Source organism: Dissulfuribacter thermophilus (assembly GCF_001687335.1).
GTDB lineage: Bacteria > Desulfobacterota > Dissulfuribacteria > Dissulfuribacterales > Dissulfuribacteraceae > Dissulfuribacter > Dissulfuribacter thermophilus.
In genome coordinates this window covers 370,877-390,992 of the sequence record NZ_MAGO01000001.1, presented here as the reverse complement: position 1 = coordinate 390,992, position 20,116 = coordinate 370,877, and the positions used below count along the sequence as shown (strand labels likewise).

Here is a 20,116-nt window from a genome sequence, read left to right as displayed (position 1 = left end):
TTTAGAGAGGCCTTTTTCAAAAGTATGGCTGATACAGGAAAGATTCTATCCCAGTTGTTAGAACGAGTATCCTATCTTGGAGACATCAAGCAAGATCCCACATGGAGAGGGCTTGATGAGATCCAACGTAGTCTTCTTGAGCTAAAGGACTCCTTTTACGATATTCCCGAAAATGACCTGTTGAGAGAATTGGAACGTCTCGAAGAACGGCTCAAATTTCTAGAAGATAGGGCCGCAGAACACATAACCCCTATGGAACGGGTAAATATCGTGAGGAGTATTCACCGATTCACCCTCATGGACATCTTGGAAAACGTGTATGACTCGTACACAGAACTAGGTGGAGAGGGTGAATGTAGCGTGGATCCAGCTATTGTAGTGGCCAGGGCCGTTATATCGAGGAGAGTTAAAAACAAGATCTATTCTCACCAGGTCATGGTTATTGGCCATGAAAAGGGAAAAGGTGAAGAATTTAGAAATGGTGGAAGTGCCAAACCGTGGGGGAATGAAAAGGCTCTGCGCTACATGAAGGTGGCAGAGACCGAAGGTATACCAATACACTTCTACATTTTCACACCAGGGGCATTTCCTATAGAAGATTTTCCAGGAGCGGCTCAGCAAATAGCAAGAAACCTTTATGTAATGGCAAAGCTAAAGGTGCCAATGGTCAGTTTTATATCTGAAGGCGGCTCAGGAGGGGCAGAAGCAGTCGGTCTTGCAGACATGAGACTAATGGCATCTCACGGCTACTACTCCGTAATATCCCCAGAAGGAGCCGCTGCCATAGAAGGCAAAATTAGAGAAGGGGAATCCCTTCCAAGAGAACTTGTTCAGCACTGTGCTGAACAGCTCAAGATTACTGCAGAAGACAATCTAAAACTCGGTACCATAGATAGAATAGTACAGGAACCTCCACTTGGGGCCAGACGTGACGATTATGCTTTTTTCAGACGACTCCGTTATGAGATGATTAGGGCGACAGATGAGGTAGTACTCAAGACCAAGAGCTTCCGTGCCTTTAGGGCATATGCATTAAATCGTCAAAAGGAAGAGGGGAAAGACATTCCTGATGAATTTGATGTTGTCATAAAATGGAATCTGATTGGGATCGAGAAAGAAAGATTACTTGCACTGAGAAGCAAAAAATACAGGCAGATGGGTCTGGGCTACTTTAAGGAACGCAAGCCCTTGATTCCTGCAGTCTCCAAGGCCAAAGATGCAATCTCAAAGGGCTACTATGAATTGAGATATGGGCTTTTAAAACATCATAAGAAGAGTGTACAGCAAATCCTTGAAGACATGTCCAGTGAAGGATCTGCAATGCTCAAAACCTTCACTGAACCGGTCCGTTCAGCATATGAATTCGTCTTTGCAGAGCCTAAAAAACCCACAAGGTTTAAAAGAGCAGACCAGACAATCCACAGCTCCATTTTTTGCCAAGAGTGGGAAACTTACGTTAGCCCTCTTTCAAATGAAGACAAGACTGTTAGCTGTCCCAATGCCCATAAATACGGTTGTTTAGACCTCTGGGTGCCGGACCTGTACGGAGAGTTTGCAGGTGTATGTCCAACCTGTGGGCATCATTTCCCACTTGAATATCAGTGGTATCTTAACAATCTCTTTGATAAGGGCAGTGTAAAGGAATTCAATCAACACATCATTTCAGCCAATCCCCTAGGATTTAAAGGTTTTGAGAGCAGACTCAAACGTGATGTCAAAAAGACCAAAAGACGCACTGCCATGGTTACCTTTGATGCAGAGATCTTTGGTATTAAGGTAGTTGTAGCAATGCTCATAGGAAGCTTTAGAAATGGAACTGTGGGTACTGCTGAAGGAGAAAAGTTTGTTAGAGCATGCGACAAAGCCAAAGTAACTAGAAGACCATTTCTTTGTTACGTCCATACAACTGGTGGAATAAGAATTCATGAAGGCACTCTTGGGGTCGTGCAGATGCCAAAGTGCACTATGGCGGTCAGGGAATACATTGATTCTGGAGGACTCTATATCGTAGTTTATGACAACAATTCCTATGCAGGACCTGTGGCCAGTTTTCTCGGTTGTTCCCCATATCAATTTGCCATAAGATCTTCCAGGATAGGCTTTGCAGGCCCAAGGGTAATTCGGGAAACCACGGGGCAAGATGTGCCTCCAGACTATCACAATGCCAAAAACGCCCTTAAAAGAGGACATATTCAGGGAATCTGGGACAGGCGCATGTTTAGAAAAAATCTGTTTGAGGCGCTTCTTAGTATGGGAGGACCTAAACTATATTACAGATAGAACCTAAATCCTGCACGGCAAAAGGGGGCAAAAATGATTTATTTACGATTTTATAGAATATTAGCTTACATCCGGCTCTTCACTAAATTCACTTTTTGGGTGAATCCATATTTTGTGTTTTTTGCCCCCTTTTGCCGCCCTTCGGGATTGGCGATTTTGCCTAATCTACTTTGTCGCTCGGGGCTCGAAGTACCTAAGTACGTCTTCGCCCCTCGCTCCTCGTATCTTGGGCAAACTCGCCAATTGCAGGATTTAGGTAGAACTAAGTGCTGAGGATTGCGTATAATGATTGATGTCAATCTTAATGATCTTTTAAGAGAATATAGATCCAATCCATATGAAGAATTTAAAGTAGAAACGCCGCACACAGGCATCATCTCTTTTAAGGTCAAGGAAGGCCTTAAAGTAAAGGGGCCTTCAGGACAATGGAATGAACGACCTGGCACCACTCTCTTTACCCTTGAAAGGGAGAGGAATGTAAAAAGTGTGCAGGCAGAACGCGATGGCGAGGTTTCCTATGTTAACTACGACCTAGAGGGCTGTTTTTGTGAGGCTAGAGTTCATGTACTCACAATAAGACATAAACTGAGCAAGGATGAGATAATAAACAAGATACTCAAAAAGGTGTTATACATCTTTGAGGCCCCGGAGACCGCCCGCTACTATCTCGTCCCTGAACTTGAATCCATCCGAGAACAAAAAAAAGAAATTACCTTAAGGCCTGGGGACGAATTCCTCATCATGAGTCTCATGAAAAGAGACACCTTCATAAAGTATGAAGGCCCTAAGGGGATAATATTTAGATTCTACTTTAAATCAGGTGACATTGTAGAACAGGGAGAGCCCTTGTTTGGAATCGCCAGCCCAGAAGACCTAGAAGTAGTACAAAAGATCATCCAAAGGATCCAAACAGAATGGGATGAATGAAATAAGTGCCTGAACGCATTAGAGCTTACAAAAATTTTAAGGCATTCATCGTAGCAATACAATTCCTCACTATTTTGAGGCCTGCTCCTAGGCTTGAGACCAATCCCACAGACCTTTCCACATCGCTGGCCTATTTCCCTTTGGTAGGACTCCTACTGGGCTTTCTATGCGCAATGTTTGACTGGGCTATGAGCGAATTGTGGCCTCCGCTAGTAAGAGGAGTGCTCGATTGCTGTTTTTTAGCATTCATGACAAGAGGCCTTCACCTAGATGGTCTTGCGGACACAGCTGATGGCATCTTGAGCTCAAGACCACCCAATGAGGCGCTGTCTATTATGAAAGATAGCTCTACAGGGGCCCTTGGGGCGCTTACCCTAGTAGTTGTCATCTTGTTAAAGACCGTGGCCCTTTGTGAAACCACCAGGCTTCAACGCCTGGAATGGATAATCCTTGCCCCTGTACTTTCCCGATTTAGTTTGGTCATGTTAGCAGCATTTTCCAATTATGCGCGAAAAACAGGCGGCCTTGGCACCTATTTTGTTGGTTTTTACGCCAAAAAGGCCTTGATAATTGCCCTACCTGTTTCATTATTGGCAGGAGGCTTACTTGGTGGAATAAAGGGGGCCCTTGCCTTTTTTATTGCCTGTATATTGGGCTGGTTTGCAGCCTCTTGGTTCAGGAAAAAGCTTGGCGGCGTCACAGGGGATTGTCTCGGAGCACACCTGGAGATTGTAGAAACCTTTATTTTACTATTTGGGGCCAGCAGATACCTCTAGGATTAGACATTTCACCACTCCAACCCCAATCTCAAGCAACCTGCTAAGCTCTACAGTCCAGGGGACTTACCCCATTCGTAATGCCCTATCCTATATTAGTGGTTACTTTTAAGGAGATATCAACACTTCTCGCAGAGTGCGTGAGTGCACCAACTGAAATAATATCAACCCCTGTCTCTGCTATGGCCCTCACATTCTCTAGGTTTACTCCACCTGAGGCCTCAAGTAGCAAATCAGGTGCCTTCTGTCTGGCCAACTCTACTGCGCTCTTCAGCTCATCAATAGTCATATTATCGAGAAGCACAGCATCTGCACCAGCCTCTATAGCCTCTAAGAGATCTTCTTTGGTGGAGACCTCAACTTCGATCTTATAGGAATGGGGGCTGTGTAGCCTTGCCCTCTCAACTGCTGACCTTACACCCCCACATGCAGCAATATGATTGTCTTTGATGAGGATTCCATCTGACAGGGAAAATCTATGATTAAATCCTCCTCCTACTCTCACTGCATACTTTTCGAGTATCCTAAGACCTGGAGTAGTCTTTCTTGTATCACATATTCTGACATTTAATCCTGCAACTTTATCGACGAATTGCCTTGTGAGAGTGGCTATTCCAGACAGCCTTTGAAGAAAATTTAGAGCTACCCGCTCTCCTTTTAAAATTGAGGCCACATTTCCTTTAAGGTCCGCTAACCTCGTGCCTTTTTTGATCCAGTCACCATCAAAGGCATTAAATTTTATTGACAAACTCGGATCCAAGAGCTCAAACGTCGTCTTAAAACACAATGAGCCAGCGAGTATGAAATCCTCCTTTGCCAAAATATATGCATTCCTTTCCCATGGCTCTGGGATTGTGGCGTCTGTAGTCAAATCTCCAGGGGAAAGATCCTCAATTAGCGCTTCTTTTATTGCCTTCTCAATCAAAAATTTATTTAAGATCACAAACACTCCTATTTTAAAGCACTATTGTAACGTTCCATCGCCCTTGGAAGGACCATCCTGAGTCTTTCAATCCTAGCTTCATCTGTTGGATGGGTTGCCAAAAAGTAGATAATTGGCCTTCCAGATTGGGCCTTCTTCATTCGCTCCCAAAAAGAGAGGGCACACATTGGATTATATCCTGCTTGTGCCATCAACATAAGGCCGATGTAGTCAGCCTCAAACTCCTGTTTGCGACTGTATGGTAAAATCACTCCCACATTACTTACTAAACCATAAAGCATCCTGAATGTCTGGACAGTCTGGGGCCCCTGGCTTGAAAGAGTTGCCTCCAAGGCCGTTTCACCTACTTGAGACAGGAGGGCTAGACTCATTCGCTCAGCACCATGTCTTGCCAAGGCATGGGCCACCTCATGACCTATGACAGTAGCGAGACCACACTCATCTTTTGTATATTTGAGCACACCCGTGTAGACAAATACCTTTCCTCCTGGCAGACAAAAGGCATTTACAACATCATCTCTTTTTATAAGGTGAAATTCCCATTCAAAATCTGGTCGGCCTGCGGCCTTGGCAATCCTTGAGCCCACTCTAATCAACATGGCGTTTAAGGCTGGATCGTGTTCAATAGGCTCTTTTCCAAGGATCTCCTGCGCGGTTTTTAGTCCAAGACCCTTTTCCGCTTCAGGACTTATCAATATAAGCTGAGTCCTTCCAGTTATGGGGGCTTTTGCACATGAAACTAGGAAAGCCCCTAAAAAAAGGACACAAAAAATGGCCCTTAACAGGGCCATCTTGTCAACGCTCTCTTTTGCCTGAAATGAATTCCTCAGTCCTTTTAAAGGCCTCATCATCAGAGTATTGTTCTGGAGGATGCTTCATAAAATATGCGGATGGCGAAAGCAATGGACCTCCTATCCCTCTATCCAGAGCAAGCTTACAACACCTAATGGAGTCTATGGCAACACCTGCTGAATTTGGAGAGTCTTCTACAGAGAGCCTCAACTCAATATTCATGGGTACATCCCCAAAGAGTTTTCCCTCCAAACGGATAAAGGCAATCTTGTTGTCCTTTTGCCATGGGACATAATCACTAGGACCAATGTGGATGTCCTCTGATGAAAGAGGCTGGCCTAATACCGCCTGCACTGCCTCAGTCTTGGACTTCTTTTTAGATGATAGCCTGGTCCTGTTTAGCATATTCAAAAAATCAGTATTTCCACCAGTATTTATTTGGTAGGTACGCTCTAGCTTTACACCGCGCTTTTTAAAGAGATTTGCAAGTACTCTGTGTACAATAGTGGCTCCTACCTGGCTCTTTATGTCGTCTCCTATTATTGGAATCCCTTTTTCCTCAAACCTGGAAGCCCATGCTGGATCGCTTGCAATAAATACTGGCATATTATTGATGTAGCCAACTCCTGCTTCAAGGGCGCATTCAGCATAGAATCTAACTGCCTCCTCAGAACCAACTGGCAGATAATTTAACAATACTTCAGTACCACTTTCCTTTAAAATTCTCACAATCTCTTCTTTATCTTTTTCAGGTGCATCTGCAACCTTAAACGTCTGATTTTCAGGGTAATCTTTCATATGAGGGGAAACTCCATCAAGGATCTTTCCCATTTCCACCTTTACCCCAGTAAGAGGTACATCCTTTTTAATGGTCTTAGTACAATTGGGAGGGGCAAAGATTGCCTCGCTGACGTCCTTACCTACCTTCCTGGCATCAATGTCGAAGGCAGCCACAACTTCTATATCTCCTGGCAGATAGCCCCCTAAATTCCAGTGCATTAGACCAATGGCGTCTTCTGGAGACTTGGTGCGATAATAATTGATCCCCTGCCAGAGTGATGAAAAGCAGTTACCAACACCTACCACTGCAATTCTGATCTTGGTCATCTCTTATAAATTCCTCCTAAGATGCCTTTAGCTTTATGGTTTTATTCTCCATCTTCGATCTCTATTTCTAGCTCAAAGAAACTCTTTCCACAATCATAACATTTGACGTCAATTGTATTTTCATTCACTAATGATACATATATTTCGTCAGAACCACACTCACACTCCTCAATATCAGAGTTCCTTATCTCCTGGTGGATAAGAGGACGATATGACATTGGAAGATCTGGGTCATAAGTGATCTTCAACCTAAGGCCTCCTTTTTCGAGCCGGAAACCACTAATTTTAGCCGGCTGAATTTTCTCAAGCATCATAACAACCAGATAAGAGCCTTGTAAAGGGGTTTTAATATTGTTGACAAAAAAGAGAGAGCGAAGTACATAAAAATCGAACATTTTCACAAAAAGGAGGTATCCAGAATGTTTAAGAAGGGATTGGGTGTTCTCGTTTCACTTATGACGATGGCCTTTGTGGCATCGACTGTCCTAGCAGGAGTAGGTCCAGCTGTAATTAAATTGGAAAATAAGAAAGGAACCGTCACATTCCAACACCACAAGCACCAGGAAAGGACCAAGTGTGCAGAATGCCATCATGAAAAGGGCCCAGACGGAAAGCAAGTTCCATATTACGAAGGGATGAAAATTCAAAAGTGCGAAACTTGTCACAACAAAAGTTTTCCAAATAAAAAACTCAACAAACCCATGAAGGCATTCCATAAAAATTGCAAAGGCTGCCATAAAACCCATCATGGTCCCACCAAATGTAAAGAATGCCACAAGAAGAAATAAAATGTCTATTTAGAGACACTGCACATCAAGGGGCCTAACACAAGTTTATAGGCCCCTTTTTTTGAAGCTATGTTGTTTAAACTCATTAGTGAAAAACTTCACCTAATCCAACATCCAGAAGATATTCTATATAAAGAGACCCTGAAGCGCCTCCTCGAAGAGGGCCTAAAACCTACCTGGAAAGATAGAGCTAGAAATCTTTTTACTAAGTTACTTTCTAGAATAGCTTTTGAAGAAAAGCTCACTCCATTTGACACACACGAAGACGAAGTCCTGTTTAAACACCACTTGCCTGACTTCATAACAGGAATTATCCAGACCCTTGAGGAAATACTTTTTGCCCCAAGAAACCCTTTTCAAGAAAGAGAAGATTATGAGACTACCATTCACCTGCTACTTCGTTTATTTGAATGGACTGTGTGGAACTATGAAGCTGGAAGGTGTATTTACGGGATAAAAAATGCCCAAAAGGCTGAGAGCCTGTTCAATATCTCATCTTTTGAGGTTGAAGTATGGGGCGACAGAGACGAGGTATGGTTGACTAGCCTTGAAATACTTGAAAAGTATTTTTCTCTTAGGGATTTGCTTGATCACGCCGAGACCTACTATTCATGTAAAACCTATGGCTCAATCATTAGAAACCTTCCCCCAAAAGTAGTTGATAACCATCAGAATTGGGCAGGTTCATGCAAAGCACACTCGCCCATTCTCATTATCGGTATTCAGATCAAAATAATAGACCACAGCAAAGTACGCATGATGCTCACTGACCTCAAAAATCTTTCCTTAAAAAGTAGTGGTCGACTGGAAAACAACATACTATCGGAAATAGCAGCATCATGCGGAACACCAACCAATCAACAGCTTCTCCAATAAATCCCCATCAACTCAAAACTTCTAAAGGGCAGGCCCCAGAATGGACCTGCCCGAAGTCTAGTAGCCCCTCATGGCTTCATTTCAATTCAAAACCTGGGCCTCGTCTCCTTTGAGATCCAGCGGGCCACACTGGCTCTGAACTTTCATAGCTTCGACCTTTGCACCACACTTGTCTCTAATTTCCTTTGGACAGTCCATAATCTTCCAACACGGTACAAACTCAAGCAGTTTTTTTATCCCAGGGATGCTAATACCCTCATCATGTATCATGGACCTCAGACAGGTAACCCACTGTATATCATTATTAGAGTAGAGCCTCCGCGCCTTTCTATATCTTGGTTTTATTAGCCCTTCTGCCTCATAGATCCGAAGAGTCCTGGGATGAACTCCAAGCATCCTTGCCGCCACTCCTATTGGATATACAGGGAGATCGGCCTCTAGATTGACGCGCTTTGTTTTTTCGCGCTTAGCCATTTATTCTCTCCTTAAGAGTGTGCTTCAGACACGTGGCCCCTGAAAAGCCTCTCTCCCATGAGAAAGAGCATACCGCAAAGGCTGAGACCGCCCACAGTGATGAGGATCTCATGTAGACTGGGAGAATAGGAGTAAAAGGTTGGGAGCCCGACTATGTCCATTCCGTGATAATGGGGCACGATCTGGCCAACAACCACCAAGTCATAACGCATGAAGAATATACCTATAATACTCAGCAGTCCTGCCACAAACATTATCTTGGTATTTCTCATCCTTGCCGCAAGTATTAGAATAAATGGGGCTACGAGTCCAAGACCTATCTCGCCTATCCAAAAGTTGACAGCATATGGTCCACTGATAAGGGCCATAGTTGCCTCATACTTTCCTGGAGGATGGCCTGCAATACCAGACAAAATCTTCCATGTATCAAAGAATGCCAGCACTGCTATGAGCAGAAGGCCAATTTTACCTGTAACACTAAGAGCACGCTCCAAAGATTCACTCATCTTCCATCCATTGGCCTTATAGGCCAAATAGGTGAAAAAGAGGATTGCAGCACAACCTGAAAGCATAGCCGAGGCGATAAAATATATAGGCATATATGGTCCATGCCAGAATTCACGTCCGCCTAGAAGGCCAAACACGGCACCTAAGTTACTGTGAGCTGCCACACCAGAAATGACCCCTAGAAGGCCAGCCATTCCTGCCTCACGGTGCTTGCCTATCTGCAAGAGGGCAAACTCAATTAACATGAAGAACAGATATGCACCATACAGTGTTCCCATCCACCAAATGTTTGATGTGAGATTGGGACTGATCACATTATAAATTGCCATCCGCCAGGGGTTCTCTATCTCAAATCCGATCACAAGAAAACCACTGACAATAGTAGCGATGGAGAGAAATATTGAACGTTTTGCAATTGGCACCAAGGTCTCTACCCCAAAGACATGCCCTATAGAGGAGACGAGACAAAGCCCCGTAGATGTAACAACAAAGAATATATATGTTGCAATCAAGAGTCCCCAGGGGACCTCTCTTGTGACACCATATGCGTGGTCATGGCCTATAAAGAAGGCATGAATACCAGCTGCTACTCCAATTGCTGTGAACAGAGCCAAAAAGGCCAAAATTATATTATAGGTAGCAGATGACGTTGCTACCAACCCCTTTTCTGCTGTAGTGGCTGAAGACTGCATCTTGGACATAGGACTGTTTCTCCTTTCAAAAAACTTTTATTGCTTTCTTTAGATAGTTAGTTCAAAACGGATGCTCGCCCCATTCATCCATCTTTTCTTGGATATATGGCTTTATCTTAAGATCGTAAACTGTGTGAAGACTTGCACAACCCAACCAAAAAATTAAAAAAAGTATTCCTTTCATGTTTCTCACTCCTTTTCCCCAGTGGCGGCCGGGAATTATTTATCAGTGATAACCTTAAATATTTTTCTTTCTTATCCATCATCCTAAATGCCTCTTTCACCCCCCTTCTAGTTTTTGGGCTTTTTCTGCTCTTACCTTTATACTAAAAATGGAAATTCTAGTTGTCAAGAAAAAAACGAATAAATCTATTTCATTATATGGAAGTAGAAATCTTTCATTTTTATTACATAACTGATTAAAATTTATGAGTTTTTTTTAACAAAATCTAAAATAATTTCTTTAACACATAAAGAGGCTGAGGGCAAATTTTGAGCGCAGAAAGCCTACTTCATCAGCGCAGACAGCTCACATTAAGACATTATGATGGACAACTTATTGTTTTTCCACAAAAAATAAAAATGAACACCATAGATCAAAAATAGCCCGTAATTCTAATTTTAAGAAGCAGAAAACCTATCTAGTGTCAGATCAATTGTAAATGATTATTGTCAAAAAATATATCATAAATCCCTTAGGACTCTTGAAAAGACATTTTGCAGCGAATAACGCAACACAACGCAAAAGCTCAGCATTGCCCAGGCACTAGTAGGCTATTTGGAATTCGCACCGAGGATTGAGAAAATAGCAGAAAAAAATTGGGTGGGGCCCAAATACTACACACGACTGACTAGTTTTGCTCTAATTTATCCTGCCCTTAGACAAAAAATACAATAGGGCCTTCTCTCTGAGAGAAGGCCCTACCAATAATCCGATGACTATACCAGATTAATGATGCACTTTTTCTTCGGCTTCACCATCTACCTTGTGCATGCGATTATAACCCATTACGCCGATATGACATACAGCACACTTTGTATTTGATGCGAATGCGGTCTCGCCATCATGACATGCCCCGCAGTACTTTCCTTCATATAGGGCCTGCATCTTGAAATCATCATTTTCCTCAGCAGTTCCAGCTGCCTGCTCAAATAGATCGTCATGGCAACTTTCACAATCAAGACCTGCTTCTTCAACATGAAATTTATGGTCAAAGATTACTGCCTTAACTGGCTGTATAAAAACTATGGGCTCTGTTGGATAATCTGCCTCCTCTTCATCTGCAAGACCATTGCTAAACAGACCCTGACCCCCTAAAGCAACGACAAATATGCTTAAAACTAACAATAATTTCTTCTTCATGGCTCATCTACCTCTCTTTTCTAACCCTTTGTATAGTAGACATTGGGCAAGGCGCCAGTCTCTGGCCTAAGCACCCATACAACACGTTCCGGCTCATGGACGAGCTTATAGACCCTACTTTCTGGGTCCGAAAGATCGCCAAAAATTCTTACATCCGCAGGACATGCGGCAGCGCAGGCAGTGAGCTTTTCACCCTTTGAAAGCCTTGTATCAAAACAGAAATTACATTTATCTATAGCGCGTTTTTCTTCATTAAAGTAACGGGCATTATAAGGACATGCAGCCATACACGTCTTACATCCAATACACTTCTTATATTCCATCATGACTATACCAGTCTTTTTGTCCTTATATGTGGCCTTTGTAGGACAGACCCTCACACAAGGTGGCTGATTGCAGTGGTTACATAAGACTGGCATAAATTCTCTCTGAAATTCATCTGGACCAATGGGGATTTCTCGCTCCAATATAGTAGTTCGATAGCCATATTCAGGTACATTGTTGGTTTTTACACATGCCTCTTTGCAGAGCTCACAGTCAATGCATCTATCCTGACGAATTACCATGCTGTAATGAGGTTTATAAGGATACTTTTTAAGTTTGATGCCTTCCAATGCACCATAAACATTGCGCGCACTTGTGAGCGATAATACTGACCCTCCTGCAAATACCCCTGTAACTACCAACCCCATCTTGAGGAACTTACGTCGTTCTTCAGATGGCAGGGACTCTGGCCCTTCGTTTTTCATCCTTTCAAGGTCTTCAATTTTCATTTTTTCCTCCATTTTTTATGGATTTCTTACCTAAAGCCGCCCTGGGTTATGAGAAAACAAGTACAATCTAATGAACTTTTATTAGTTGTCAAGGGAGCATCTCTTGATAATCAAGATAAATTCCAAAAAAATAAAAACACATATTGCGTCAAGATAAAATCAGATTTAAAAAATTTAAAAATAAATATGACAAACTCTATAATAGCTTATGAAGAGATCAAATAGAAGTACTGATGAGCAACACAAGTGCCTAATTTTAGAACTAGACCATAATTGGCGAATAAAAGAGAGAATTAACCTATCAAACCAACTCCAAAACAACAGCACATTAATCGCCAACATCACCTTAGATGACCTGTTAAAAAATTCACCTTTTAAACTCCTTAAAAAGGACTTAATTCAAGGTATCCCAGTCTCAAATTTAAAACTAGATTTAAAAGATTCAGAAAGTGGCTGCACATACGAATTCCTGCTGGCAGGAATCCCAAAGCTTGGACCAAAAGGGGAATTCAGGGGCGCTGTAATCATCCTAAAGGACCTCAAACCGGGTAATATCCCCTCTGAACTGCTCTTGGACAACGTAGCAGATGGGGTCTTTTCTGTAGATCGAAACTGGCGAATTACATTCTTTAACCCATCTGCAGAACGCATGACAGGATGGAAAAAAGAAGAAGTTTTGGGACGACCATGCTATGAAATCTTAAGATCAAATATATGCGGGAAAAACTGCATCCTATTTAAAAGCGTAAAGTCAGGACGCCGAGTTTCTGGAAAAAAAATCTTCATGAAGAATAAAGAGGGGATTGAAATACCAGTTAACATAAGCGCAGCCCCAATATTTGATTGCCAAGGCAATGTACTTGGAGGGGTCGAAACTTTTAGAGATATTACCCAGGATCTTCAACGCGATCTCATCTTAGACAATATCACTGATGGAGTCTTTACTATCGATAGATCTGGACGAATTACATCTTTTAATAAGGCTGCAGAGAGAATTACTGGATACTCTGCAAAAGAGGCCATTGGAAAAAAGTGCCATGAGATCTTTCAATCAAGCTTGTGCGGAGTTCAATGTGCCTTAACCCAAAGCATTGATACTGGTAGACCCAACGTAAGAACCCCTGTATTTATACAGCACAAAAATGGACATATAATCCCCATCAGGATAGCCACCTCGCCACTCCTCGATCACAATGGAAACATATTAGGTGGAGTGGAGACCTTCCAAGATCAGAGCCTAAAATTTCAGCAAGACATAATTGTAGATTCCATAGCAGATGGAGTGTTTACCGTCGACAAAGACTGGCGTATTACTTCTTTTAATAGGGCTGCAGAAAAGATTACCGGTCATAAAGCAAAAGAGGCTATTGGTAAACATTGCGCTGAAATCTTCAAATCCAGCATCTGTGGTCCTGATTGCATACTGGCCAGAAGCATAGGGCAGAGAACGCCCATTTTGAATAAGGCCATCACCATCGAGAGGGCAGACGGGGCCAAGATCCCTGTCAGCATAAGTGCCTCTCCTCTCCTCGATGCCGATGGAAACCTCATAGGAGGCGTGGAGACCTTTAGGGACATTAGCGCCATAACTGCGCTACGAAAAACCATCACCCAAAAATATATTTTCTCCGATATAATCTCTAAGAGTCCAAGAATGCAAAAAATATTTGAAATCCTTCCTGATATTGCACAGAGTGAAAGCAATGTGCTCATTCTCGGAGAAAGCGGGACAGGCAAGGAACTTATAGCACGAGCAATTCACAATTTTAGTCCTAGAAAAAAAGGACCTTTTGTCGCAGTCAATTGTGGGGCCATTCCAGATACCCTCCTAGAGTCTGAACTCTTTGGATATAAAAAAGGGGCATTTACCGATGCAAAGCAGGATCGTCCAGGTAGATTTGCCGCTGCTGAAAAGGGTACGATATTCCTGGATGAAATTGGAGACATCTCCATGACTCTACAGGTAAAATTACTTAGGGTCCTCCAAGAAAAAACTTTTGAACCCCTGGGCTCAAGTCGATCAATAAAAGCAGATGTAAGGGTACTTGCCGCTACAAACAAGGACCTGGCAGAACTAGTAAAGGAAGGAAAATTTAGGGAAGATCTATTCTATAGACTTAATGTCGTGAAAATTGTCCTCCCTCCACTCAGAGAACGACTTGAGGATATCCCACTATTGGTAGATCATTTTATCAAAAAACTCAACCTCGAAAAGGCTAAAGATATTCAAGGAATTTCTGATGCCGCCCTCAACCTCCTCATGCGTTATGACTATCCAGGGAATATAAGGGAACTGGAAAACATCATCGAATATGCATTTATCCTATGTCGTGGGCAATTCATAGAACCCGAACACCTACCAGAGCCCTTTGCTCCCGAAAATGCAAAGATTATCGGAAGAACTCCCTTCTCCTCTGGCCCAAAGACCTTGGAAGAAATTGAAAAGGAAGCAATTATCGCTGCGCTTGAACGTAATAACTGGAAGAAGATGGCAACATGCAAAGAACTCGGCATTTCAAAGGACACACTTAGACGCAAGATCAAACGATATGGGCTCAAAAGGGAATAGTCAGATTATCAAGCTAATTGAAACAAGATATATATATTTAAAATACCTATACCAACTCTAAAATGACGCAAAATTTGCCCAAAAAACCAGCCCCTCTTTTCACAATCTCACCTGAGAGCCAAAATAATCATTTGAATTTATTGCTCATTTCTTAGGCAATGTTTAATTTGCGTCAAACCTCAAAACGTATGGCGCAAAATGCGTCTATATTTCCAATTATTTTTTCATCTCAATCTTTAATATTTTTTTACTAGACCTTTTTAAAATTTCTTAACTATTTGAAATCATGAAATTTATTTTTAAATCCCTCTAATCCAAGAAAACTCCGAGCATTTGGCACAATTAATGCAATTCAATAATTCAGATAGGACATGGGACTGAAGACTTTAGCACAACTCGCATGACTTACTCCCTGAACTGAGTGGCGGCTCATTCAGGGAGTAAGCCAAGCGGTCGTCAAAAGCCCGAAAAAAAATACTGGGTTACAACCCAGTACAAATTCACTTTACCAGAGCATTTAGCTCAAAGGCCACCGGTATGGGGCTAGAAAGGAGGCATCATGAGCGCCACAAGTATTAGAGTACCCAAAATTTTAGGCTCTCAAAAAAGAATCAAAAGGGCAGACACACTAGAACGGCCATTCACTAAAAGACTTCAAAGAGCTGCATGGTTCACTCTGGCATTTTTACTTTCAGTGGCTGCTGGCCCCTTTACTGCAATAGGTGTAATCGGCGCAATTTTCTCCCTTTCACACATTGAAACTGAAGAACCACTGCCAAATAAGGCGTAAATCGATCAAATAGCCAACTCATAGAAGGAGGTATATCATGGCAAGCAACTTATCTCTGGGAACACTAGCAGAACCAAGATTAGCCACACCCACAGTCAATTTTATCACGGTCCTTTCAATCTTTTTTACCTTGATTGGGCTAGGTGCAGGGGTCTATGCAATGATAGTGGGGCATGACCACCTCTACGGTGTCACGAGAGAAGTGCCATGGGGCATTCTCATCAGTACCTATGCATTCTTCGCTATTACATCTACTGGGCTCTGCCTGCTCGCGGCAATAGGTCACCTCTTTGGAGGAACGCCAATAGCGCACCTTGGCAACAGGGCTGTTTACCTTTCTATTGCGACCATCCTAGCGGCCTTCTCAGTAATTGGCCTGGAACTTGAAAGCCCCTGGCGTATGCTCATCTACAACGTCATTTCACCAAATTTTAGTTCTAATATCTGGTGGATGGGCACACTATATGGCCTTGCTGTAGGTGCCATGTTTATAGAATTTTTTGCAATTCTCACTAGACAATGGTCATTGGCAATAACAGTAGGCCTAATAGGAGCCCTTGCTGAAGTAGGCGCCAATACTAATCTCGGGGCAGTCTTTGCCACGCTCTCTGCACGGCCATTTTGGTACGGTGCACAGCTTCCTGTATTCTTTCTCTGCTCTGCCTTCGCGAGCGGAGCAGCCGCTATCATATTATTCACCTATCTTGCCCACAAAATGCGTGGCACAGAGATTGATGCTGACACAATGAGCGGCTTGCAAAGTGCTGGAAAGATCCTTGCCCTAACTCTCTTTCTACTGGCTGTGGCTACTATATGGCGCTTTGTTACAATCTTTACTGGTGGAAATGAATTGGCAACAATTGCGGCCAACCATCTCCTCAAGGGACCACTTGCAACCAATTTCTGGCTCTTCGAAACTGTCATTGGCCTTGCACTGCCCCTTCTAATCTTGGTTGGCACACAAATGAAAAATGTCACGGCAATGACCCTTGCAGCCCTAATGGCACTAGTCGGTGGCTTCTTCCAACGCTATGACCTAGTTGTGGCCGGACAACAGGTACCTATCTACTACGGTTGGAGCAATCTTCCAGATTACCTAGGATATGTGCCATCTGCAGCAGAACTTCTAGTAGTCATGGGTGGAATCGGAGTGTGTACAACACTATTCCTCTTTGGTGAAAGATTCTTTGGCAAAGTATTCAAAGCCGGTACTCACCACTAAAAAATAAACATTGGGACCTGGGGTCTCCCCCAGGTCCATAGACCAGGAAAGGAAGGTAAAGCAAGATGGCTTTGTCATTTGAAAAAGCAGTAAATCAAAGAGACGGAGATCTTGGCCCACAACTCGAAGATGCTGGAATTTGGCAGGCAGTTGAAGGAATTGATCCTGACCAGCCAATCTTCACAATAGGCACGGCCTCTAACATGCTGGAAGTTCATCCCAGAACATTGAGGATATATGAAAAAGAAGGTCTGATAAAACCACTCAGAAAAGGTCGAAGACGCTATTTTTCTCTCAATGATCTTCAATGGATAACCTGTATTCGTTCAATGATTCATGATCAGGGGATAAGCATCGCTGGGATCAAGAAGCTCCTAGAATTTACTGGGTGCTGGAATATCGTAAATTGTCCCACGGAAAAACGAAAGACCTGCACTGCCTATAAGGCATATGGCCTCTTCAAGGAAAGGGGTCATTAAACACTAAATTTTGGGGCAGACGGACACCTGAAAGTTGCAATCAGGGGTCAAAGTTATTATTGTAACAAGCAGTCAAATATTAAGGAGCTTGATATGGACGAGATTTTGACCCTGATTCTTATTATTGTTGGCTGGTTTGCCCTAAATAAATGGGTACTTCCGCGCCTTGGGGTGCCTACATGAGCTGCACCAAGCTGCGAGGTCGGGTCTCGACCCAAAAAGAAGACTAAAGATTAAACACCAGCAGTTTCAGTACGTTATAAAAATGAACTAAAAATTTCTTGTTTTAGCCTCTCAATTCCGGCACCAGTCCTTGCTGATACGCAGAAGACAGAGGTGTCGTCGAATTCATCAAATCCGAAGCGTCCAAGGGACTCCCATAGGTCCCTTGTTCTCTTAAAAAGAGAGCTTCCACTAAGCTTGTCACATTTATTGAATACCGGAACAATAGGAATAGAGTGAAACCTTAAAAACGACACCAATTCAAGGTCTAGATGATCCGGAGTCCGTCGTATATCAAAGATTGTGACTACCGCAAGTATTCTTCTTCCAGAGGAAAAATAGTCTCCTATAAGGCGTTCCCACCTCTTGATTACAGACCGTGGAGCCTTTGCATAGCCATAGCCTGGAAGATCTACGAGATAACCATTTCCTTCCTGATCCCCCTGTCTTACAGAGACTGAGAAAAAATTTATGCTTTGGGTAAAACCTGGACGACTACTGACCTTTACGAGTTTTCGCCGCCCCATAATTTTATTCAAAAGAGAGGATTTACCAACGTTAGATCTCCCTGCAAAGGCGATCTCCCCTGGATCATTCTCTGGAAACTGCTTATTCTTAAAGGCACAAACCTCTAAATCGGCTCTTAATATCCTCATATCACACAATGTATCCGATCGGCCACGAAATTGAAGTAAGGCGTGCGAGACCAGGCTAAGTATAGGCCACGAGGGGAAATTTCAATTACCTCCCCAAAAACACGAAATTTGCTCTCAGAGATCAGCGCAAAGTAAACGACTTGGATGGATAATAAGCCTTGGGGCCGTAAATAATGTCAAAATTTCCCCTCAAAGCACAGAGCACAACCATCTGTCAATCTTTAAAAGAATCAAAGAACCTTATTCAGTGAATATTCAATAATGCCTTCTGCACCCAGAGCTTTTAACTTTGGTATAAGCTCTCTTACTTCCTTTTCATCCACAACTGTCTCTATAGAACACCACTTTTCATCATAGAGCGGTGATACCGTGGGTGCGTTGAGGCTTGGAAGGAGTCCAACAACTTCATTTAAAGTAGCTTTGGGGCAGTTCATTTTTAGACCTACCAGTCTATGGGCCTCAAGGGCACCCTGAAGAAGCATTGCTATCTGTTCAATTTTGGCACTCTTCCATGGGTCTTTAATGGCCTCTTTGTTGGCTATAAGCCTGGGATTAGACTCCATGAGTTCTTCAATTATCTTTAACCCATGGGCCCTGATCGTACTCCCAGTCTCCGTCACTTCAACTATGGCATCACATAGCCCGCTTACTACCTTTGCCTCTGTGGCCCCCCAGGAAAATTCTACCTGGACGTTCACACCACGTTCTTTGAAATATCTCTTGGTAAAATTGACCAGCTCTGTTGCAACTTTTTTACCTTCAAGGTCTTCCACTTTCTCTATCCCTGAATCACCAGGTACAGCTAGCACCCAACGAGCTGGTCTCTTGGAGACCTTAGAATAGACAAGGTCGCATACCACTACCACATCTGAATCGTTCTCAAGTATCCAGTCCTTACCAGTTATTCCAACATCAAGGGTGCCTTGCTCCACATATCTACTCATTTCCTGAGCACGACAGATGCTACACTCTATCTCATCGTCATCGATGTCAGGGAAATAACTCCTATGATGTACCTCTATTCTCCAGCCTGATTTTGCAAAAAGATCAATAGTCGCCTTTTCCAGACTCCCTTTAGGTATACCTAACTTAAGTCTATTCACTTTTTATATTTCTCCTTTGGATCAAATACCTGTTTTGAAATTATCTTTGCATCTCCATCTTCAATGCGCCTGAAAAAACAGCTTTTATATCCCTTATGGCACGCAGCTCCGCCGATCTGTTCTACCTTAAGTAAAAGTGTATCTCCATCACAGTCTACTAAGATCTCTTTTACAAGCTGAACGTGACCCGATTCTTCTCCCTTTAACCAGAGTTTTCCCCTAGATCTGCTCCAGTAATGGGCCTTAGAAGTTTCAAGAGTCTTATTAAAGGCCTCTTCATTCATATAGGCCAGCATCAGGACCTCGCCAGTTTCATAGTCCTGGGCAATTACAGGGATTAGCCCCCCGGTTTTTTCGAAATTCAATTGCTTTATGACCTCTTTTCCCATGTCAACCCTCATTTTCACTGATCCAGGCCTTCATCCATTCTAAATACGGTTGGGATACCGCTTCCGCTTGAAAGGCAAGAATCTGCGGCACCTCGTATGAATGAAGCCTAGTGATTTCAGCCTCACAGGCTTTATATTTGTCTCCCAGGGTTTTAATGCTTAGCACCCATTCTTCATCCCTTTCAACATTTCCCTTCCAGGGATAAATACTAAGGATCGGACCGTAAACTTGCACGCACGCACATAGCCCCTCTTCTACAAGGGCCTTTCCTATTCGTTCAGCCTCTTCTTTATTAGAAGTCGTAGTTAATATCCTGATGACTGAATCGGACTTGTCCATGGCAAATTAACCACATATTTTATAGGATCTTTGGCCCAAACATAGTAG

22 protein-coding genes and 1 pseudogene are annotated in these 20,116 nt (G+C 42.9%); 10 read left to right on the top strand and 13 right to left on the bottom strand.

Annotated elements, in window-relative coordinates; translation table 11 throughout:
• The first annotated feature begins 24 nt into the window (after nt 1–24).
• The 3 genes from DBT_RS01720 to cobS all read left to right on the top strand — a co-directional run bounded on the left by DBT_RS01720 (nt 25) and on the right by cobS (nt 3,983).
• Complete coding sequence (locus DBT_RS01720; RefSeq protein WP_067615786.1) at nt 25–2,280, top strand: acetyl-CoA carboxylase carboxyl transferase subunit alpha/beta; 2,256 nt, start codon at nt 25–27, stop codon at nt 2,278–2,280.
• 285 nt (nt 2,281–2,565) lie between these two features.
• A complete protein-coding gene (locus tag DBT_RS01715) occupies nt 2,566–3,207 on the top strand; it encodes a hypothetical protein (protein ID WP_067615784.1) in 642 nt (213 codons plus the stop codon).
• 5 nt (nt 3,208–3,212) lie between these two features.
• The gene (gene cobS, locus DBT_RS01710) at nt 3,213–3,983 is read left to right on the top strand and encodes an adenosylcobinamide-GDP ribazoletransferase (protein ID WP_083186548.1); all 771 of its coding nucleotides are present in this window, start codon (nt 3,213–3,215) and stop codon (nt 3,981–3,983) included.
• Nucleotides 3,984–4,068: 85 nt separating this feature from the next.
• Here cobS and nadC read toward each other — a convergent pair whose 3' ends face one another.
• Genes nadC through DBT_RS12260 form a run of 4 tightly spaced genes read right to left on the bottom strand, consistent with a single transcriptional unit; the run spans nt 4,069 to nt 7,073 of the window.
• A complete protein-coding gene (gene nadC, locus DBT_RS01705) occupies nt 4,069–4,926 on the bottom strand; it encodes a carboxylating nicotinate-nucleotide diphosphorylase (protein ID WP_279614735.1) in 858 nt (285 codons plus the stop codon).
• An 8-nt stretch (nt 4,927–4,934) separates the two neighbouring features.
• Nucleotides 4,935–5,777 carry a M48 family metallopeptidase gene (locus DBT_RS01700; protein WP_067615782.1) on the bottom strand — a complete coding sequence of 281 codons (843 nt, stop codon included), beginning with the start codon at nt 5,775–5,777 and terminating at the stop codon, nt 4,935–4,937.
• Nucleotides 5,722–6,825, bottom strand: coding sequence for an inositol-3-phosphate synthase (locus DBT_RS01695; RefSeq protein WP_067615780.1), 1,104 nt, complete (start codon nt 6,823–6,825; stop codon nt 5,722–5,724). The genes DBT_RS01700 and DBT_RS01695 overlap by 56 nt, the downstream gene beginning before the upstream one ends.
• A 41-nt stretch (nt 6,826–6,866) precedes the next feature.
• Entirely contained in the window at nt 6,867–7,073 is a 207-nt protein-coding gene (locus DBT_RS12260) for a hypothetical protein (RefSeq protein WP_067615779.1), read from the bottom strand.
• A gap of 171 nt (nt 7,074–7,244) precedes the next feature.
• Here DBT_RS12260 and DBT_RS01685 point away from each other — a divergent pair, with 171 nt between their 5' ends.
• Entirely contained in the window at nt 7,245–7,613 is a 369-nt protein-coding gene (locus DBT_RS01685; protein ID WP_067615775.1) for a cytochrome c3 family protein, read from the top strand.
• Between the two features lie 69 nt (nt 7,614–7,682).
• A complete protein-coding gene (locus DBT_RS01680) occupies nt 7,683–8,489 on the top strand; it encodes a hypothetical protein (RefSeq protein WP_141674184.1) in 807 nt (268 codons plus the stop codon).
• A gap of 81 nt (nt 8,490–8,570) precedes the next feature.
• Here DBT_RS01680 and DBT_RS01675 read toward each other — a convergent pair whose 3' ends face one another.
• The 5 genes from DBT_RS01675 to DBT_RS01660 form a co-directional block, all read right to left on the bottom strand.
• Nucleotides 8,571–8,963 (bottom strand): MerR family transcriptional regulator, encoded by a 393-nt coding sequence (locus tag DBT_RS01675; protein ID WP_067615772.1) that lies wholly within the window; start codon nt 8,961–8,963, stop codon nt 8,571–8,573.
• Nucleotides 8,964–8,974: 11 nt separating this feature from the next.
• On the bottom strand, nt 8,975–10,171 hold the full coding sequence (gene nrfD / locus DBT_RS01670; protein WP_067615770.1) for an NrfD/PsrC family molybdoenzyme membrane anchor subunit: 1,197 nt from the start codon (nt 10,169–10,171) through the stop codon (nt 8,975–8,977).
• 52 nt (nt 10,172–10,223) lie between these two features.
• Nucleotides 10,224–10,346 carry a hypothetical protein gene (locus tag DBT_RS12630; RefSeq protein WP_279614733.1) on the bottom strand — a complete coding sequence of 41 codons (123 nt, stop codon included), beginning with the start codon at nt 10,344–10,346 and terminating at the stop codon, nt 10,224–10,226.
• Between the two features lie 765 nt (nt 10,347–11,111).
• Complete coding sequence (locus tag DBT_RS01665) at nt 11,112–11,525, bottom strand: c(7)-type cytochrome triheme domain-containing protein (protein WP_067615769.1); 414 nt, start codon at nt 11,523–11,525, stop codon at nt 11,112–11,114.
• A gap of 20 nt (nt 11,526–11,545) precedes the next feature.
• Nucleotides 11,546–12,298: a 4Fe-4S dicluster domain-containing protein gene (locus tag DBT_RS01660; RefSeq protein WP_067615768.1), complete on the bottom strand. Its 753-nt coding sequence runs from the start codon at nt 12,296–12,298 to the stop codon at nt 11,546–11,548.
• A gap of 208 nt (nt 12,299–12,506) precedes the next feature.
• On the opposite strand from DBT_RS01660, the pseudogene DBT_RS12810 reads away from it, so the two are divergent.
• The 5 genes and pseudogenes from DBT_RS12810 to DBT_RS01640 all read left to right on the top strand — a co-directional run.
• Nucleotides 12,507–13,187 (top strand): annotated as a pseudogene (locus tag DBT_RS12810) (PAS domain S-box protein); the annotation flags it as partial.
• Nucleotides 13,185–14,867 (top strand): sigma-54 interaction domain-containing protein, encoded by a 1,683-nt coding sequence (locus tag DBT_RS12625; protein ID WP_425248291.1) that lies wholly within the window; start codon nt 13,185–13,187, stop codon nt 14,865–14,867. The pseudogene DBT_RS12810 and the gene DBT_RS12625, both read left to right, overlap by 3 nt.
• A gap of 559 nt (nt 14,868–15,426) precedes the next feature.
• Nucleotides 15,427–15,657, top strand: coding sequence for a hypothetical protein (locus DBT_RS01650; RefSeq protein ID WP_067615766.1), 231 nt, complete (start codon nt 15,427–15,429; stop codon nt 15,655–15,657).
• Nucleotides 15,658–15,694: 37 nt separating this feature from the next.
• Nucleotides 15,695–16,879 carry an NrfD/PsrC family molybdoenzyme membrane anchor subunit gene (gene nrfD, locus DBT_RS01645; protein ID WP_067615765.1) on the top strand — a complete coding sequence of 395 codons (1,185 nt, stop codon included), beginning with the start codon at nt 15,695–15,697 and terminating at the stop codon, nt 16,877–16,879.
• Nucleotides 16,880–16,944: 65 nt separating this feature from the next.
• On the top strand, nt 16,945–17,358 hold the full coding sequence (locus tag DBT_RS01640; RefSeq protein ID WP_083186546.1) for a MerR family transcriptional regulator: 414 nt from the start codon (nt 16,945–16,947) through the stop codon (nt 17,356–17,358).
• 257 nt (nt 17,359–17,615) lie between these two features.
• On the opposite strand, the gene yihA is transcribed toward DBT_RS01640, so the two are convergent.
• From yihA to cutA, 4 genes are all read right to left on the bottom strand, one after another.
• The gene (yihA, locus tag DBT_RS01635) at nt 17,616–18,236 is read right to left on the bottom strand and encodes a ribosome biogenesis GTP-binding protein YihA/YsxC (RefSeq protein WP_067615763.1); all 621 of its coding nucleotides are present in this window, start codon (nt 18,234–18,236) and stop codon (nt 17,616–17,618) included.
• Nucleotides 18,237–18,466: 230 nt separating this feature from the next.
• Complete coding sequence (gene hisG / locus DBT_RS01630) at nt 18,467–19,339, bottom strand: ATP phosphoribosyltransferase (RefSeq protein ID WP_067615761.1); 873 nt, start codon at nt 19,337–19,339, stop codon at nt 18,467–18,469.
• Nucleotides 19,336–19,740, bottom strand: a complete 405-nt coding sequence (hisI, locus tag DBT_RS01625; protein ID WP_244155275.1) for a phosphoribosyl-AMP cyclohydrolase — start codon at nt 19,738–19,740, stop codon at nt 19,336–19,338. The genes hisG and hisI overlap by 4 nt, the downstream gene beginning before the upstream one ends.
• On the bottom strand, nt 19,730–20,068 hold the full coding sequence (cutA, locus tag DBT_RS01620) for a divalent-cation tolerance protein CutA (protein WP_067615758.1): 339 nt from the start codon (nt 20,066–20,068) through the stop codon (nt 19,730–19,732). Before cutA ends, hisI begins: the two co-directional genes overlap by 11 nt.
• Nucleotides 20,069–20,116 lie beyond the last annotated feature (48 nt).